Source organism: Paenalcaligenes sp. DL 309 (genome assembly GCF_057475285.1).
In genome coordinates this window covers 109,204-125,393 of record NZ_JBYBKW010000004.1, presented here as the reverse complement: position 1 = coordinate 125,393, position 16,190 = coordinate 109,204, and the positions used below count along the sequence as shown (strand labels likewise).

The window sequence follows — 16,190 nt, the reverse complement described above, 5'->3', positions numbered from 1 at the left end:
GGCCCATGGCCGATATGACGCCCCGCCAATATGATAAAATCCCCCCATCATCCATTTCCGGCAGTCCCCAGTGAATTCCACCCCCAAAAGCAGCCCCTTATCAGAGGTGTTATTAGCCTCTGCCACCCAAATTCAAGAAGTGCTTGAAGGCGCCTCGCTGCGCGATGCGATTGCACGCACGCCGGCTCATTTGCGGGCGGCCTCGCAAGCGCATAGCTTTTATGTGATGCGACACCTAGGTTTGGCCCAAGAGCTGCGCCGCATCATGGTTCCCAAACAACCCAAAGACCCATTATTCAACGCCCTCCTCCTACAATTAATTTTACTCGTAGGAGCGGCCCATGGCCGCGACTCCTCAGCCCCCCTCTACACCGTACATACGGTGGTGGACCAGGCTGTAGAGGCGGCGCAATCCAAGCCCGCCTTGCGCGCCTCCAAAGGTTTATTAAATGCTGTGTTGCGCCGCTTTGATCGTGAGCATGACAAATTAATGGCACAGGCTCTGAAAAAGCCCACCGCACGCTGGAATCATCCGCAGTGGTGGATTAACCGCCTCAAAAAATCGTACCCCCATAATTGGGAAGAGATTCTGACTATCGCCAATACGCCACCGCCACTGAGCCTACGGGTTAACAGACGCCGTTGCAGCGTAGAAAAGCTCTTAGCCACATTTAAAGAGGCCGGTATAGAGGCGTGGAGCCCGGGTAATTACACCGTGGTGTTGGCGCAGCCCAAACCGGTGCAGCAGCTGTCGGGCTTTGCTGAAGGGTGGTGGTCAGTGCAAGACAGCTCCGCACAAATTGCGGGGGAATTACTGCCGGTAGCTGATGGTATGCGGGTTTTAGATGCTTGCGCGGCGCCTGGCGGTAAAACCGCCCACCTCTTAGAGCGCGCTGATTTACAACTGTTAGCTTTAGATGTAGATGAGCAGCGTTTGAGTTTGGTGGGAGAAGGATTACAGCGTTTAGGCGTAGACTCAGACCAAGTGCATTACCAAGCCGCCGCCGCCCAAGACCTAGACAGTTGGTGGGATGGTCAGCCCTTTGATGCCATTTTGGCCGATGTGCCGTGTACGGCTTCAGGCATAGTGCGTAGGCACCCGGATATCCGCTGGCTGCGCCGCGATACCGATATTACTGCTACAGCCGCGCTACAAGCTGATATCCTAAAGGCTCTATGGTCTACATTAAAAACGGGTGGGCATTTGTTATATGTTACGTGTTCTTTGTTTCCTGCCGAAGGGCAGGCGCAAATAGATCGCTTTATGGCACACCACCCTGATGCCACCTTACTGCCGCAGTCGCCCGGCCAAGTGTTGCCTGCCATTGATACTCCCCAGCAGGCTGGCGGTGATGGTTTTTATTATGCGTTATTACATAAACAGCCTTAAATACCTCACGGTAATTATTCTCAGTATTTGCCTACTCAATGTGGCACACCCTCAAACGGTAGAGGATATCACCGTCTTCATAGGCGCTGGCTCTTCCCGTGACGCAGGAGCGGTCGATGACCGCGATCACAGCGATGAAAAACTCTTCATCGATGCCGATATTGATTTTGAGTTCAGCGATGAGCTGCGCGCCGTCGCCCTAAAAGGCGTGCCGCTGCATTTCACGGCCGACGTAGAAATCAGCACCGAGCGCTGGTGGTGGTTTGATAAAACAGAGATCAAAGAAAGCCAAACGTGGCGGGTGGTTTATAATACCTTAACTCGCCAATGGCGCGTGGGCACTGGCGATTTGCTTTTGCCTGAGCCCTCCTTAGCCGATGCTACCTATCCCATGCGTCATATACGCAATTGGGCCGTGGCCTATGTGGTGGATTTAGACCCCGATAAAACCTATCACGGTAGATTGCGCTTACGCTTAGACACCTCTTTACTCACTAGGCCTTTACAGGTAGATGCCATCAATGGCCGCGCCTGGTCTTTGGTTACCCCATGGAAAAACTTCAGCTTCTCCGTAGACGCGCTCCAGCCCTAATTCGTTGGACCTTGCGCTTTGCTCTCATTATTGCGGGCATCAGTGCGGTGGCCTTATTAGGCTTATTGGTGTGGTCTACGGCAAATGCCTCACGCTTTGCTCAGCATTATGATGTGTTACTGCTGCTAAACGTGGTGTTAGCCTTTGCGCTGATTTTATGGGTGCTTATTTTAAGTCTAAGGCTGTGGCGCCAAATACGCAGGCGGCAGTTTGGTGCGCGTATGACAGCGCGTTTTGCCTGGTATTTCACCCTCATAGGCATTATCCCTGGCGTTGTCATTTATATCTTATCGGTGCAGTTTCTCTCTAAATCCATTGAGTCGTGGTTTAACGTGCGCGTAGATACGGCCTTAGAGTCAGGTTTGAGCTTAGGCCGTACCGCCTTAGATCATCAGTTAAATGATGTGGAGCAGCGCGCTCAGCGTTTAGTGAAGGGCTTAGAGCAAAATAATGGCGATGTGGCTACAGCGCTAAGCGTGTTGCGTGAAAATGTGGGTGTGGCCGATGCCATTATTTTTACTGCTGCTGGCCGGTTGGTGGCTTTTTCTTCTGATGATTATGGCACCTTAGTGCCCAGTTTGCCGCCGCAATCAGTGATGAATCAGTTGCGGGTGCGCGATACTTATGCCGTAGTAGAAGTGGATGAAAGCGTACCCAATGACATGGGGTTACGGCTGCGCGTGGTGCTGCCTTTAATAGATCAAAACAATCCAAGCGCCTTGGGCTTACAGGGCGTGAATCCCGATAGACGTTGGTTGCAAGTGATGCAGCCCGTACCTGAAAAATTAGCTCGCCAAGCCAATCAAGTGCAGCAAGGCTATAGAGATTACCAAGAGTTGGCGTTATCTCGTGCCGGTTTGGGTAAACTTTATAATATTACGTTGACCTTAGCCTTGGTGTTAGCGGTGTTTGCGGCGGTGGCGGCGGCCATTGCTTTGTCGCGCCGCTTAGTACGGCCCTTGCTTACCTTAGCCGGAGGCACGCAGGCGGTAGGGGTGGGGGATTACAGGCCTCTACCTGAAAACACAGTGCCTGCCAGTGATGAAATTGGCCAGCTCACGCGCTCGTTTAATGCCATGACCCGTCAATTAGATGAAGCGCGCCGTGCCGTAGAAAATAACCGTCGCCAGTTGGAACGCTCTAATGTGTACTTAGAGTCGGTACTTAGCCACCTGTCCTCAGGTGTGCTGGTATTTGATGATGGCTTTAGACTCACGCGCTTTAACGAAGGGGCACAAAGTATTTTACAGGTAGATTTAACCGATCTTATGGGCCTGCGTCTTAGCCAAAACCCGGCTGTGGCCGATTTTGATGCGCATATTTGGCATGCTTTTGCTGAGCATGCGGCGGTGGAATCCGAGCGCGCCCATTGGCAGCAACAGTTTGAAACCCAAGTGGCCACCACGCACGACGTAGAGCCCAACACCATCACCTTATTAGCGCGGGGCACCAGTCTAATCGTGGGTGAAAAGCGCAATGGCTATTTAGTGGTTTTTGATGATATTAGCGATGTGATCTCTGCCAGCCGTTTAGTGGCGTGGGGTGAGGTGGCGCGCCGCTTGGCGCACGAAATTAAAAACCCACTTACTCCCATACAACTGTCTGCTGAGCGCTTAGCCATGCGGCTTACTGATAAACTAGATGAACGCGATGCGGGCATGCTCACCCGGTCTACCAACACCATTATTAATCAGGTGGCTTCCTTAAAAAAAATGGTGGAAGACTTCCGTGAATACGCCCGCACCCCCCCAGCACAAATGCAAGCGGTGGATATCAACGCCTTAATCAGTGACGTGTTAAACTTATACGGGTGGGATCCACAAACACAAACCGCCGCGTATAATCAGCATATACAACTACAAATTAATTTGTTTGATGGTTTGCCTTTAGTGGAAGGAGACCCCACACAGTTACGGCAAATATTCCATAATTTACTCAGTAATGCCACAGATGCCCTAGAGCAAGATCAAAGCCAGCCCAATCCTTGTATTGTGGTGCGCACTAGTCTGACGCAAACAGGCCCAGATAATACCCAGCCTGCAGTGCGTTTAGTGGTATCTGATAATGGTCCTGGCTTTGATGAAAGTATGCTTTCACGTGTGTTTGAGCCCTATATCACCACTAAGACCACGGGAACGGGGTTGGGTTTAGCCATAGTTAAAAAAATTATTGACGAACATGGTGGTAAAATTGACATTGCCAATCGCCAAGAGGGGGGGGCGCGTATCTCAATATTATTTACGTGTCTAGCCAATACGGCAGAAAATCGGCATAATAAATCAGCAGGGTAGTTAATAAATTAAATGCCTAAAAAACGTAGGGACGGTTTATGGCCAGAATTCTGGTAGTTGATGACGAAGTAGGTATCCGCGAGCTTTTATCGGAGATCTTGTACGAAGAGGGTCACTCCGTAGAAGTGGCTGAAAATGCTGCCGCCGCGCGCGCCGCGCGCTTACGCAGTAGGCCAGAGCTTGTGTTGCTCGATATCTGGATGCCTGACACAGACGGTGTGAGTCTACTCAAAGAGTGGGCCATGCAGGGTTTATTAGATATGCCGGTAATCATGATGAGTGGCCACGCCACCGTAGATACCGCTATGGAAGCCACGCGCATAGGCGCGGTTGATTTCCTCGAAAAGCCCATTTCCATGCAAAAGCTGCTCGATGCCGTTACCAAAGGCCTCACCAGCACCGTACAGGTCCCCAAAGACCTCGCCGGAGCCGCTGCAGTGCCTGCAGGTGGAGCCCTAAAAACCCCTAACCAATCCCCCCAATGGGAAGCCGCCCATGGTCGCGATCCAGCCGCCATCCCCCAAACCCCAGAAGACCCTTCCTACCTTGGCCCCATCTCCCTAGAGCTACCTCTGCGCGAAGCCCGCGATGAATTCGAGCGCATCTACTTCGAATTCCACCTTGAGCGTGAAAGTTACAGCATGACTCGCGTCTCCGAACGCACCGGCCTAGAGCGCACCCACCTCTACCGTAAGCTCAAGCAGCTAGGTATAGATGCTTCCGCCCGCCGTCGGCAGTTGCAAGAAGAGCAGAAAAACAAATAATTGGTGGTGATTAGATCGGCCGTGGGCCGACATCTACAGGGGGCCTCTTCCACCGATGCTTGATATGGGCACAAACACCTCATTCCCTCGGCGTTGAATGCCGCTGCGCCACGCATGGCCGTAGGCCACTTCTATGCTGAGGTGTATGGTGCCGTCCATATGGCGTTGGCCGTCTAGGGCTTGGAGTAGCCGCAGAAAATCAGCGCGGCCCATGGGGTGCCGTAGGGGGTTAGGGTTGCCACCCAAGGCTTGCACGTCTTGTATAAGCGCTTCAGCGGTTTTGTAGGTGAGGGTGATCACTTCTTGGTCCATTACCGGATCGCTAAAGCCGTGCTGCAGCATCATGTCACCATAATCATGCATATCCACAAAATCCAAGGTCGCTGTTTGTATATCCGCGCTGTGTAGTGCTGTGCGCAGCTCTTGCAGGGTAGTGGGGCCAAAAGTGGAAAACATCGCCAATCTTTCCGGCGCTAATAAACGGCGCCACTCTTCAAATACCTGCTCAGGGTCTGGGTGCCAGTGCAAGGCCAAATTCGACCAAATCAAATCAAAAGACTGCGGTGCTAGGCCAGTTTTAGCCATGTCGGCTTCTACGAATACGGGGCTATTTTGTGCCTTTTTACGCAATCTTTGCCATAGACTAGGTTCATAGCCATGGCGCTGTTCAGCCACTTTTAGCAGCGCGGGGCTGTGATCTACCCCCACGTATTCCATATCCACATAACGCGCCCGCAGCGGATCGATGGCATGGCCTGCACCGCAGCCCGCATCGAGAATTTTTTCTGGTTGTAGGCGTATATAACTCAGGCGCTGCAGCATGCGTTGAGCAATTTCACCGTATAAAAATTGCGCCGCATCTAAAGGTGCACGGCGGTTAAATTGAGCAATCACGTGTTGGGCGTTAATAGAGCGGGATTGGGGCATGTGGGGGCCTTTATTGATTAATACCTAAGGGCATATTATGGCTGATTTCATTCTTTCTAGCGACACGTGGCGTTTTTTATTGTGGTTAGACGTACTGCGGGCGCGGGTGCCTACCGCTTGTGTGCTGTGCAAAAGTCGCACTAAAGGAGGCGGTCTTTGTGCGGCGTGTACAGATGATTGGCACTATAGATATGAACAGGTGCGCTGGCGCTGCCAACGGTGTAAAGTAGCGCAGTTGGGAGGAGCGCCACGAGTTGAGACGCAGTGTCAACGTTGTGTGGATCACCCCTTAGCTTTGCGGCAATTAGCAGTAGCTTTTGATTATATGATGCCTTTAGATAGTTTGATTTGGCGCTTTAAGTCACATCATCAATTACGTTTAGCGCCGGTATTAGCGCGCATGATGGTGCAGGCTATTTTGCGTGATGGTTGTGCCTTGCCACCGAATACGGTGGTGGCTTATATACCATCACGGCCTAGTGCTTTACGCCGTCGAGGATTTAACCCGGCCGCTGAGTTAGCCCGCTATGTAGCCCGTTTATTAGGGTTACGTTTAGCTTATAGTGCCTTTGCGGTGGTGGAGGAATCCAACCAACGGGCGCAAAAAAACCGTAATTTAGCCGATAGATGGACCTATGCGCAGCAAGCCTTTAGTTGGCGTCTCAGTCCCAAACAGCCGTCACCCGCATCGTTATTAATCGTAGATGACGTCTACACCACCGGCAGCACCCTACACGGCGCCGCCCATTGTGCCATGCAGCATGGCGTACAGCAGGTTTATGGGGTCACCCTTGCCCGGGTACCTTGGTTTTTATAGAGAGATAACAGTGTTCCACATCATTTTAGTTTCACCCGCCATCCCGCCAAATACTGGCAATGTCATCCGCTTAGCGGCCAATACCGGCTCGCAGTTGCATTTGGTCGAGCCGTTGGGTTTTAGGCTGGAAGACAGCAAACTAAAGCGCGCGGGTTTGGATTATCATGAATGGGCCAAGGTGCAGGTACATAACGATTTGCCCACCGCCTTAGCCGCCACCGGCGCTCCGGCTGAGCGCTGCTTTGCTTTTACTACCAAAGGCTCGTCTTTACTGGGTAGTCAGCAATTCGCTGAGGGCGATGTGTTCGTCTTCGGCTGCGAAACCGCCGGCCTACAGCCCGAACAAGTGGCGCTCTTTGCACCCCCTCAACGCATACGCCTGCCCATGCTTCCCGGGCAGCGCAGCTTGAATCTGTCTAATGCCGTGGCAGTGGCAGTGTTTGAAGGCTGGCGACAGGTAGGCTATGAAGGAGGCGTATAATCCACCCCCTGTAGATATCGGCCCACGGCCGATATGACCCGCCCCACCCCCTGTAGATGTCGGCCCACGGCCGATATGACCATTAATGCATAGCTGTTAGATCATTTTTAGCATTACTGAATTGCTAATTATTACCGACAATGGGTTAGTTATTGAATCTCTACTCAGTCGAGGATACCCATGCGTACAAAAGTTGCAATTATAGGTGCAGGCCCTTCAGGGTTATTATTAGGCCAGATCTTAGCTAAAAATGGCATTGATAATGTTATTTTAGAGCGTAAAACGGGTGAGTACGTGTTAGGGCGTATTCGCGCGGGTGTATTGGAAAGTGTAACCGTAGAAGGCTTAGAACGTGCTGGCGTTACTAAGAACTTAGAAAAGCATGGCTTAATTCATGAAGGCTGTGAGCTGGAATACAATGGCGTAAATGTACGCATTGATTTTGAAAAGCTGGTGGATCGCCACGTGGTGGTGTATGGCCAAACCGAAGTCACTCGTGACTTAATGGAAGCCCGTGCAGCTACGGGTGGTACCACCATTTATGAAGCGGATAATGTAGTGCCGCACGATGTAGACACAGACAGTCCCTACATCACCTACACCAAAGACGGCCAAGAGCATCGTTTAGACTGTGACTTTGTGGCCGGCTGTGATGGTTTTCACGGCGTGTCGCGTAAAACCATTCCGTCTGACATCCTAAAAACCTACGAGCGTGTGTATCCTTTTGGCTGGTTAGGTTTAATGGCCGATACCCCACCTGTGACGGATGAGTTACTCTATCTTCAGCATGAGCGTGGTTTTGTATTGTGTAGCCAACGCTCCAAAACGCGTAGCCGTTACTACTTACAAGTCCCCCTTACCGATAAAATCGAAGATTGGTCTGATGAGCGTTTCTGGGATGAACTCAAAACCCGTATAGGGCCTGAGCGTGCGGCTAAATTAGTTACCGGCCCCAGCATTGAGAAAAGTATTGCACCCTTACGCAGCTTTGTGACCGAGCCCATGCGCTATCACAACCTTTTCCTCGCAGGTGATGCCGCGCACATTGTGCCACCTACCGGTGCTAAAGGCTTAAACCTTGCAGCCAGCGATGTACTCTATTTATCAGACGCTTTCATTGATTTCTACCAAAACAACAGCAAAGCGGGCATTGAAAGCTACTCGGCGCGTGCCTTAAAGCGTATTTGGGGTGCAGAGCGCTTCTCTTGGTACATGACCCAAATGCTACATACCTTCCCCGATCTAGACAGTTGGGATAGCCAAATGCAGGCAGCTGAATTTAATCAGCTGCTCAACTCAGAGTATGCGCAGTATGCATTAGCAGAAAACTACGTGGGCCTGCCGTATTAGTAGTTAAGGCTAATATTTAAGACAACCAAGCTAAAGGAGTCAACAATGAGAGCTAATTTATTTGCATGGTGCAAAGGCGCGGCCTTCGTCGCTTTGCTTAGCGTGCCTTTAACCGGCGCTAGCGAAGAGGCAAAGCTGTGGAAAGATGGACCTAGCGCTTATCAAAACAGCTGTTTTTACTGTCATGATGAAGGGCAGGTGGGGCCTGAGCTCAAAGGGCGTAACTTGCCTGAAGCGTATATTACAGCCATCGCACGTAGTGGTTTGAAGGCCATGCCGGCTTTTCCTCAGTCGCATATAGATGATGAGTCGTTGGCTTTGGTTGCTAAGTATATTTCTGAAGCACCTGCTACAGCTACAGCAAAAGCAGAAGCAGCTACCATTAAAAAATAGGGCGGAGGCCAATTATGCATAGCGATACAAATAAGCAGCGTAGGCAAGTGCTCAAAGGCATGGCTGCAGGGGGCGCCTTAGTCTCCTCGGCTTCGCTTTGGGCTTCTGCGGCTCAAGCCAATGTTAAGCACCGCGCAGCGGCTCCTTTATACGCTGTCATTAGTCCAGATGCTGCGGGCAAGCGTTTTTTAGCCGGTATTAATGCTAAAAGAGCTACACCCTTAGCGGCGCAGCAGGTGCTACATAGCAGCACACAAATGCCATTTATCACGCAGCTACAAGCCTTACTGGCAGATAAACAGCCCAAGCGTTTAGTGGCATTAGTCGATGATGCCAGTGCGACCTTGATTATTGATTTAGCCCGTGATGTGAGTGCGCATTTGGTGTGGCAAGAGCATCATACTGAAGCAGGCGGCCACTACGTGTCGTTTTTGCTTGAAGCGTAATAAATACTAAAGAAAAGGATTCGTTATGAAAAATGATGTCTTACCACAAGGTGTAGAGCTAGCTGATTTTCAAAAAGCCGTAGCTGAGTTTACTGAATTACTGGGTGCAGAAAATGTGTTAGACGATAAGGCGCAAATACAGCCTTACGTTAAAATTATGATGTCAGTGCCAGATGCTGAGCACACCCCATCTGTGGCACTAACTGCCACTAGCGTTGAAGAAATTCAAGGCATACTTAAAATCTGTAATCAGTATAAGATTCCTGTTTGGACAATTTCTACTGGGCGTAACTTTGGTTATGGCTCGGCCGCTCCGGTAGCACGTGGACAGGTGATTTTAGATCTGAAAAAGATGAATAAAATCATTCATGTGGATGCCGATTTAGGTACCGCTTTAGTTGAGCCCGGCGTGACGTACAAGCAGCTCTATGATTACCTAGAAGAAAATGACATTCCCTTAATGTTGTCCTTCTCCGCGCCGTCTGCCATTGCGGGCCCCTTAGGTAACACCATGGATAGGGGTGTGGGTTATACCCCCTACGGCGAGCATTTTATGATGCAGTGCGGTATGGAGCTAGTACTGGCCAATGGTGAAGTATTACGTACCGGTATGGGTAGTGTAGAAGGCGATACCGCTTGGCAGGTGTTCAAATGGGGCTATGGTCCTACTTTAGATGGCATGTTTACGCAGTCTAATTATGGTATCTGTACCAAGCTTGGTTTTTGGCTCATGCCTAAGCCACCGGTATATAAGCCGTTTGAAATTCAGTTTGAAGAAGAGTCCGATATTTCCGATATTGTGGAAATGATCCGTCCCTTACGTATTTCGCAAGTAATTCCCAACTCAGTGGTGATTGCCAATATTTTGTGGGAGGCTTCCACCGCTAACACCGAACGCAGCGAGTACACCACTGAGCCCGGCGCCACACCTGATAGCATCTTGAAGCAAATTCAAAAAGACAAAGGCTTAGGTGCTTGGAACGTGTATGCCGCTTTATACGGCACCCAAGAACAGGTAGATGTTAACTGGAATATTGTTAAAGCCGCGGTAGAAAAGCTCGGTAAAGGTAAATTGATTACCGAAGAGGAAGCCGGTGGCACACAGCCCTTCCAGTATAGGGCTGAGCTCATGTCAGGCGTGCCCAATTTGCAAGAGTTTGGGCTGTATAACTGGCGTGGCGGTGGTGGTTCTATGTGGTTTGCCCCCGTTACCCAAGCCAAAGGCAGTGAGTGCGATAAGCAGCGCGGCTTAGCCAAAAAGATTCTCAATAAACACGGCCTGGATTATGTGGGCGAGTTTATTGTGGGTTGGCGTGATATGCACCACGTGATTGATGTGCTCTATGACCGCACTAACCCCGAAGAAACTGAGCGTGCGAATGCGTGCTTTAATGAGCTGCTTGATGAGTTTGCTAAAGAGGGTTACTCGGTATATCGTGTTAATACGGCTTTCCAAGATAAAGTGGCGGAGATTTATGGCCCCGTAAAACGTCAGGTTGAGCATGCCATTAAAAAAGCCTTAGATCCAAACAATATTTTGGCCCCCGGCAAAAGTGGTATTAGCTTAGAGAATGACATCTCTCTTAAGGAGGCATAACCAATGAATACGGTTCAATTACTCATTAACGGCCAGCAGCGCGACGCGGCTGGTCAAAAAACCTTCAGCCGCCTAAGTCCTTTAAACGGCGAGGTAGCTACGGTAGCCGCCGCAGCACAAAAAGAAGACGTGCAAGCGGCGCTAGAGGCGGCAGAAAAAGCCTTTCCTGTTTGGTCTGCCCTAGGCCCCACCGAGCGCCGCATGCGCTTACTCAAAGCGGCTGATCTTATGGATGCTCGTGCGCCTGAGTTTATTGCTACCGCACGCCAAGAAACCGGTTCCACCAATTCTTGGTATGGCTTTAATGTGCATCTCTCCGCCAATATCTTGCGCGAAGCCGCTGCCATGACCACGCAAATTGATGGCAGCCTGATCCCCACAGATGTAGCGGGTAATATGTCTATGGGCATGCGCGTGCCGTGCGGGGTGGTAGTAGGTATTGCACCTTGGAATGCGCCTGTTATCTTAGCCACACGTGCTGTGGCCATGCCGTTGGCTTGTGGTAATACCGTTATTCTTAAAGCGTCTGAAATCAGCCCGGCCACCCATGCTCTGATTGGGCAGGTATTGCATGAGGCGGGTTTAGGTGATGGCGTAATTAACGTGATCACCAATGACCCCAAAGATGCCGCTGAGGTGGTTGAGCAGCTCATTGCATACCCCGCAGTAAAGCGCATTAACTTTACGGGCTCCACCCATGTGGGCCGCATTATTGCCACCACAGCAGCTAAATACCTCAAGCCCGTATTATTAGAGCTGGGCGGTAAAGCGCCGGTGGTGGTGTGTAACGATGCCGACTTAGACCAAGCCGTAGCCGGTGTGGCTTTTGGGGCTTTCTTTAATCAAGGCCAGATTTGCATGTCTACGGAGCGTTTGATTGTAGAGGCCGATATCGCCGATGCCTTCTTAGAAAAGCTAGTGGCTAAAATCAAAACCATTAAGGCCGGCTCTCCGGACGACGATGAAAACACCTTTGCTTATCTAGAAAGCCCCGAGTCCGCCCAACGCATCAAAGCCTTAGTGGAAGATGCGGTGGCTAAAGGCGCAACGTTGCCTGTGCCCCTACAAGTCGAGGGCCCGTTGATGCACCCGGTGGTGGTAAATGGCATTACCCCAGAGATGGAGCTTTACGCCGCTGAGTCTTTTGGGCCAGTGGTTACCATGACCACGTTTACTTCGGATGAAGAAGCCCTACGCTTAGCCAATGATACCGATTATGGCTTGTCATCGGCCGTGTTTAGTCAAAATATTAATCGTGGTTTAGCCATTGCCAAAGGCATCGACAGCGGTATTTGTCACATTAATGGTCCTACCGTGCATGACGAAGCGCAGGCGCCTTTTGGTGGTTCTAAAAATAGTGGTTATGGTCGTTTTGGTAGTAAATCTGCTATTAACGAGTTTACGGAACTGCGTTGGATTACCCTCCAGACGGAGCCGCGTCAGTACCCACTATAAGCCGTACTTTTTATGAAAACCACGCCGCCCGTAGAATTATCGGCACGGCATAAATTATTGCTACCGGCTCTTTTAGCGGTAGCAATTTTTATGCAAATGCTAGATGTCACTGTATTAAATACGGCCTTGCCCGCTATTGCTCGTGATTTAAACCAGTCTGCCCTCAATATGCAGTCGGTCATTGTGAGCTATGTGTTAACGGTGGCCTTATTTATCCCCATTAGTGGTTATTTAAGTGATCGCTTTGGAACGCAGCGGATTTTTACGCTGGCTATAGGGCTGTTTGTGTTGGGTTCTTTGCTCTGTGCTTTAGCCATGAGCCTCAATCAGCTAGTGGCAGCGCGGGTGGTGCAAGGTTTAGGGGGCGCATTATTAACCCCCGTAGCACGCTTAGCTTTAATGAAAAGCTTTGATCAAGCCCAGCTGATGCGAGCCTTAAATTATGCGGTGATGCCGGCGTTACTCGGGCCCATGTTAGGGCCGTTGGTGGGCGGCTATTTAGTAGAGCACGCCAGCTGGCATTGGATTTTTCTTATGAATCTGCCCATTGGGCTGCTGGCAATGGCGGTAGGCTGGAAGGTGATGCCTAACTTTACGGATAACAGCACGCGTTTAGATGGAGTGGGTATGCTGCTATTTGCTAGCAGTGCTTTTTTACTCACGCTAGGGGTGGAGCTCAGCGGTGAGCAATGGCCGGTGGCCGTGTCTTTAGGCGTGATTGCGCTGGGCTTGGCGTTGCTGTGGCTTTATAAAAAATACGCCACCCATAAACCCGATGCCATTTATCCGCTTAACCTCTTAGCGGTACGCACCTTTAGGGTGGGTTTAAACGGTAATCTGATTACCCGTATTGGTATTGCCTCCATTCCTTTATTATTGCCTTTGTTGTTTCAGGTGATCTTTGGCTACAGCCCCATAGAGGCCGCTTGGTTATTAGTGCCTATGGCTGTTGCTGCCATGGTGGGTAAACCGTTATTGGGGCCTCTACTCCATGCGGTGGGCTATAGAAAAGTCCTTATTTGGAATACTTTCCTTATAGGGCTGCTTATTGTGTCTTTGTCTACTATTGGGCAGCACACGCCTAAGGCACTCATTGTGGCCCATTTATTGTTGATGGGTTTAGCCAATTCCATTCAGTTTACCGCCATGAGTACGTTAACCTTGGCGAATTTACGCCCCGCGCAAAAAAGCAGTGGTAATAGTTTAATGGCGGTCAATCAGCAGCTGGCCATGGGCTTAGGCACGGCCTTGGGTGCTATGTTTTTGCGTTTGAGTCATGATTTGCCTTGGGTGGGGGATGATAGCTACAAAGCCTTTCAACTCACGTTTGTCATCATAGGGTTGATTACGGTGAGTTCGGCTTGGGTGTTTAGCCGCTTGCATCGTTGGGATGGCGATGCCATGGCACAGCGCAATCATTAAGCTTAGTTGGTAGGCTGCGGATAATGTTTAGCGGCTATCTCTTTAATCACTTGTGCGGTTTTAGTTTGTAGCTTTGAGGGCAAGCGTTTGGAGGAGTAAGCAAGATAAATACGATTGATAAGGGTGGGTTCCACAATAGGAATAGCGCGCAGCAGCCGGCGTTGCGGGATAAAATCCAGCACAGATTTAGATAAAATAGCGGCTCCCATGCCTTCGGCTAAGATTTGCGTAATCACCCCCACGCTGTTGACCTCTAATTCCACATGCGGTTTTAAATTAATTTTTAGCATTTCACGTTCTAAAAGCAGTCTGAAACTGTTAGAGACGCTGGGCATAACCAGTGGTACATCAGCTAGTTCTTTCAGAGTGATATGATCTTTGCCTTTGCTGTAGGGGCTATTTTGGCTGCTAATTAAATAGAGGCTTTCTTCGGCGAGTAGCTCAGTTTCCAAGTGCTGTGAAGAGGAGGGATTATAAAGTACGCCAATAGTAATGCGTCCTAAATGAATGGCCTCTTCTAAATTAACAGTTAAAGCTTCCATGAGGGTGAGCTGCGCATCAGGAAAGTCGCTCCTAAAACGTTTCACCACATCTAAAGAAATAATACGACCAAAGGTGGGTGGCAGCCCTAAATTCATATGGCCTGAAAGCTTGCCATCAGAAAGGCACAAGTCTTCTTGGGCTTGTTCTAACTGTTGCAAAATTAAGCGGCTGTGTTTGAGTAAGGTCTTGCCGGCATCGGTTAAGACCACACCTCGGCCATGCCGAATGAGTAAATTTTGATGTAAATCGGTTTCTAGTTTGCGTATTTGGCGGCTTAATACCGGCTGAGCCACATCAATAAGCTCTGCAGCACGTGTATAGCTACCCAGTTCAGCCACATGAGTAAAGTATCGAAGCTGTTTTAAATCCATGATGTTCTCTGTGCGCTGTTGTACGGAGCTATGTATTTTTGGCATAGCTGATAGAGGGGGATTGCATTGTTAATTTCTGCGTAGCATGGGATAAAGGTATGGGTATATAAATGTATTCATAAATACACCACAGAATACACTACAGATATTATGGAGTATCTATGGCTAATCAATATAGCATTCCTTGTATTTTAATGCGTGGAGGCACCTCTAAGGGGCCCTTTTTTTATGCAAAAGATTTACCTAAAGATATCGCAGCACGTGATGCCTTGTTATTAGGAGCCATGGGCTCACCCGATAGGCGTCAAATCGATGGGGTGGGGGGGGCGCATTCTCTTACTAGTAAGGTGGGCATTGTAGATGTGAGTGAAACAGACGAAGCCGATCTCACCTTTTTATTTGCGCAGCTGCAGCCCGATAATGACACCGTAGATACCACCCCCAATTGCGGCAATATGCTGGCAGCGGTAGTGCCCTATGCCTTAGAAAAAGGCCTAGTCAAAGCCCAAGGTGATACCTCTACCTTCAAGGTAAAAACCCTAAACACGAATATGGTAAGTGAAATAGAGGTGCAAACCCCGAATGGCCGCATTAGCTATGAGGGCGATGCCAGTATTAATGGCGTGCCCGGCACCAGTGCCCCCATTACTATTAACTTTTTAGATGTGGCGGGTTCGGTTTGTGGTTCATTATTACCCACGGGCAATCACATAGACACCTTTGAAATTGAAGGCTTTGGTCCCTTAGAGGCCACGTGTATTGATAATGGTATGCCCATGATTTTGGTGCGAGCCAAAGATGTGCATCGCACCGCTTATGAAAGTGTGGATGAGCTAAACCAAGATACCGAACTCAAAGACATCATAGAAAAGTTGCGTTTAGTGGCCTCGGAGAAAATGGGCTTGGGCGATGTGAGCAGCAAGAACTTCCCCAAAATGTGTTTACTCAGTGAGCCCATTGATGGCGGAGCCGTGCATACGCGTTGCTATATTCCGCATATGTGTCATGAAGCCATTGGGGTGTTGGCGGCGGTAACCGTTGCTACCGCTTGCATCTTGCCTGATACCGTAGCTGAAGGCATTGCGAAAAAGGGTAGTGGTTTACGCCAACTGTATTCCATTGAACACCCTACCGGTGAGTTTTCTGTAGACCTAGGCTTAAACCCCGATAACCCCACAGAAGTAGTGCGTGCTGCGCTACTACGTACTGCCAGAGCACTGATGGCGGGCGAGGTATATGTGCCTGCTGCAGCCATTAACGTCTAAGCAGTAGGTTATGCCGTTTATGCATAGCTCTTAGAGCCATAATGAGCTATATCAATCATAGCGGGTTATAGATAATGGATTGTATA

The 16,190-nt window shown here is 49.9% G+C and carries 15 protein-coding genes; 13 read left to right on the top strand and 2 right to left on the bottom strand.

Annotated features, from left to right (window positions below; translation table 11 throughout):
* Positions 1-70: 70 nt before the first annotated feature.
* From rsmB to AC2UZJ_RS06915, 4 genes are read left to right on the top strand one after another with little or no spacing between them, the layout of a single operon-like run.
* Positions 71-1,390, top strand: a complete 1,320-nt coding sequence (gene rsmB, locus AC2UZJ_RS06930; protein WP_486949406.1) for a 16S rRNA (cytosine(967)-C(5))-methyltransferase RsmB — start codon at positions 71-73, stop codon at positions 1,388-1,390.
* Positions 1,365-1,982: a DUF4390 domain-containing protein gene (locus tag AC2UZJ_RS06925; protein WP_486949405.1), complete on the top strand. Its 618-nt coding sequence runs from the start codon at positions 1,365-1,367 to the stop codon at positions 1,980-1,982. The genes rsmB and AC2UZJ_RS06925 overlap by 26 nt, the downstream gene beginning before the upstream one ends.
* Positions 1,982-4,273, top strand: a complete 2,292-nt coding sequence (locus AC2UZJ_RS06920; protein ID WP_486949547.1) for a sensor histidine kinase — start codon at positions 1,982-1,984, stop codon at positions 4,271-4,273. Before AC2UZJ_RS06925 ends, AC2UZJ_RS06920 begins: the two co-directional genes overlap by 1 nt.
* A gap of 38 nt (positions 4,274-4,311) precedes the next feature.
* Entirely contained in the window at positions 4,312-5,037 is a 726-nt protein-coding gene (locus tag AC2UZJ_RS06915; RefSeq protein WP_486949404.1) for a response regulator, read from the top strand.
* Between the two features lie 33 nt (positions 5,038-5,070).
* On the opposite strand, the gene AC2UZJ_RS06910 is transcribed toward AC2UZJ_RS06915, so the two are convergent.
* Entirely contained in the window at positions 5,071-5,964 is an 894-nt protein-coding gene (locus AC2UZJ_RS06910) for a methyltransferase domain-containing protein (protein ID WP_486949403.1), read from the bottom strand.
* A 37-nt stretch (positions 5,965-6,001) separates the two neighbouring features.
* Here AC2UZJ_RS06910 and AC2UZJ_RS06905 point away from each other — a divergent pair, with 37 nt between their 5' ends.
* From AC2UZJ_RS06905 to AC2UZJ_RS06870, 8 genes are all read left to right on the top strand, one after another.
* Positions 6,002-6,781, top strand: a complete 780-nt coding sequence (locus tag AC2UZJ_RS06905) for a ComF family protein (RefSeq protein ID WP_486949402.1) — start codon at positions 6,002-6,004, stop codon at positions 6,779-6,781.
* Between the two features lie 10 nt (positions 6,782-6,791).
* Positions 6,792-7,262 (top strand): tRNA (cytidine(34)-2'-O)-methyltransferase, encoded by a 471-nt coding sequence (locus AC2UZJ_RS06900; protein ID WP_486949401.1) that lies wholly within the window; start codon positions 6,792-6,794, stop codon positions 7,260-7,262.
* A 180-nt stretch (positions 7,263-7,442) separates the two neighbouring features.
* Positions 7,443-8,612 carry a 4-hydroxybenzoate 3-monooxygenase gene (gene pobA / locus AC2UZJ_RS06895; protein ID WP_486949400.1) on the top strand — a complete coding sequence of 390 codons (1,170 nt, stop codon included), beginning with the start codon at positions 7,443-7,445 and terminating at the stop codon, positions 8,610-8,612.
* 45 nt (positions 8,613-8,657) lie between these two features.
* A complete protein-coding gene (locus AC2UZJ_RS06890) occupies positions 8,658-9,005 on the top strand; it encodes a c-type cytochrome (RefSeq protein WP_486949399.1) in 348 nt (115 codons plus the stop codon).
* Between the two features lie 14 nt (positions 9,006-9,019).
* The gene (locus AC2UZJ_RS06885; RefSeq protein ID WP_486949398.1) at positions 9,020-9,451 is read left to right on the top strand and encodes a hypothetical protein; all 432 of its coding nucleotides are present in this window, start codon (positions 9,020-9,022) and stop codon (positions 9,449-9,451) included.
* A 25-nt stretch (positions 9,452-9,476) separates the two neighbouring features.
* Positions 9,477-11,048 (top strand): FAD-binding oxidoreductase, encoded by a 1,572-nt coding sequence (locus tag AC2UZJ_RS06880; RefSeq protein ID WP_486949397.1) that lies wholly within the window; start codon positions 9,477-9,479, stop codon positions 11,046-11,048.
* A 3-nt stretch (positions 11,049-11,051) separates the two neighbouring features.
* The gene (locus tag AC2UZJ_RS06875) at positions 11,052-12,503 is read left to right on the top strand and encodes an aldehyde dehydrogenase (RefSeq protein WP_486949396.1); all 1,452 of its coding nucleotides are present in this window, start codon (positions 11,052-11,054) and stop codon (positions 12,501-12,503) included.
* 12 nt (positions 12,504-12,515) lie between these two features.
* On the top strand, positions 12,516-13,925 hold the full coding sequence (locus tag AC2UZJ_RS06870) for a DHA2 family efflux MFS transporter permease subunit (RefSeq protein WP_486949395.1): 1,410 nt from the start codon (positions 12,516-12,518) through the stop codon (positions 13,923-13,925).
* A 2-nt stretch (positions 13,926-13,927) separates the two neighbouring features.
* On the opposite strand, the gene AC2UZJ_RS06865 is transcribed toward AC2UZJ_RS06870, so the two are convergent.
* Positions 13,928-14,884: a LysR family transcriptional regulator gene (locus AC2UZJ_RS06865; protein ID WP_486949394.1), complete on the bottom strand. Its 957-nt coding sequence runs from the start codon at positions 14,882-14,884 to the stop codon at positions 13,928-13,930.
* A gap of 116 nt (positions 14,885-15,000) precedes the next feature.
* On the opposite strand from AC2UZJ_RS06865, the gene AC2UZJ_RS06860 reads away from it, so the two are divergent.
* Entirely contained in the window at positions 15,001-16,104 is a 1,104-nt protein-coding gene (locus AC2UZJ_RS06860) for a 4-oxalomesaconate tautomerase (protein ID WP_486949393.1), read from the top strand.
* Positions 16,105-16,190 lie beyond the last annotated feature (86 nt).

Coding starts and splice junctions, on each gene's coding strand:
- AC2UZJ_RS06905 (WP_486949402.1), top strand. CDS start 6,002: ATGGCTGATTTCATTCTTTCTAGCGACACGTGGCGTTTTTTATTGTGG.
- AC2UZJ_RS06860 (WP_486949393.1), top strand. CDS start 15,001: ATGGCTAATCAATATAGCATTCCTTGTATTTTAATGCGTGGAGGCACC.
- AC2UZJ_RS06865 (WP_486949394.1), bottom strand. CDS start 14,884: ATGCCAAAAATACATAGCTCCGTACAACAGCGCACAGAGAACATCATG.
- AC2UZJ_RS06890 (WP_486949399.1), top strand. CDS start 8,658: ATGAGAGCTAATTTATTTGCATGGTGCAAAGGCGCGGCCTTCGTCGCT.
- pobA (WP_486949400.1), top strand. CDS start 7,443: ATGCGTACAAAAGTTGCAATTATAGGTGCAGGCCCTTCAGGGTTATTA.
- AC2UZJ_RS06880 (WP_486949397.1), top strand. CDS start 9,477: ATGAAAAATGATGTCTTACCACAAGGTGTAGAGCTAGCTGATTTTCAA.
- AC2UZJ_RS06875 (WP_486949396.1), top strand. CDS start 11,052: ATGAATACGGTTCAATTACTCATTAACGGCCAGCAGCGCGACGCGGCT.
- AC2UZJ_RS06915 (WP_486949404.1), top strand. CDS start 4,312: ATGGCCAGAATTCTGGTAGTTGATGACGAAGTAGGTATCCGCGAGCTT.
- AC2UZJ_RS06885 (WP_486949398.1), top strand. CDS start 9,020: ATGCATAGCGATACAAATAAGCAGCGTAGGCAAGTGCTCAAAGGCATG.
- AC2UZJ_RS06925 (WP_486949405.1), top strand. CDS start 1,365: ATGCGTTATTACATAAACAGCCTTAAATACCTCACGGTAATTATTCTC.
- AC2UZJ_RS06870 (WP_486949395.1), top strand. CDS start 12,516: ATGAAAACCACGCCGCCCGTAGAATTATCGGCACGGCATAAATTATTG.
- AC2UZJ_RS06910 (WP_486949403.1), bottom strand. CDS start 5,964: ATGCCCCAATCCCGCTCTATTAACGCCCAACACGTGATTGCTCAATTT.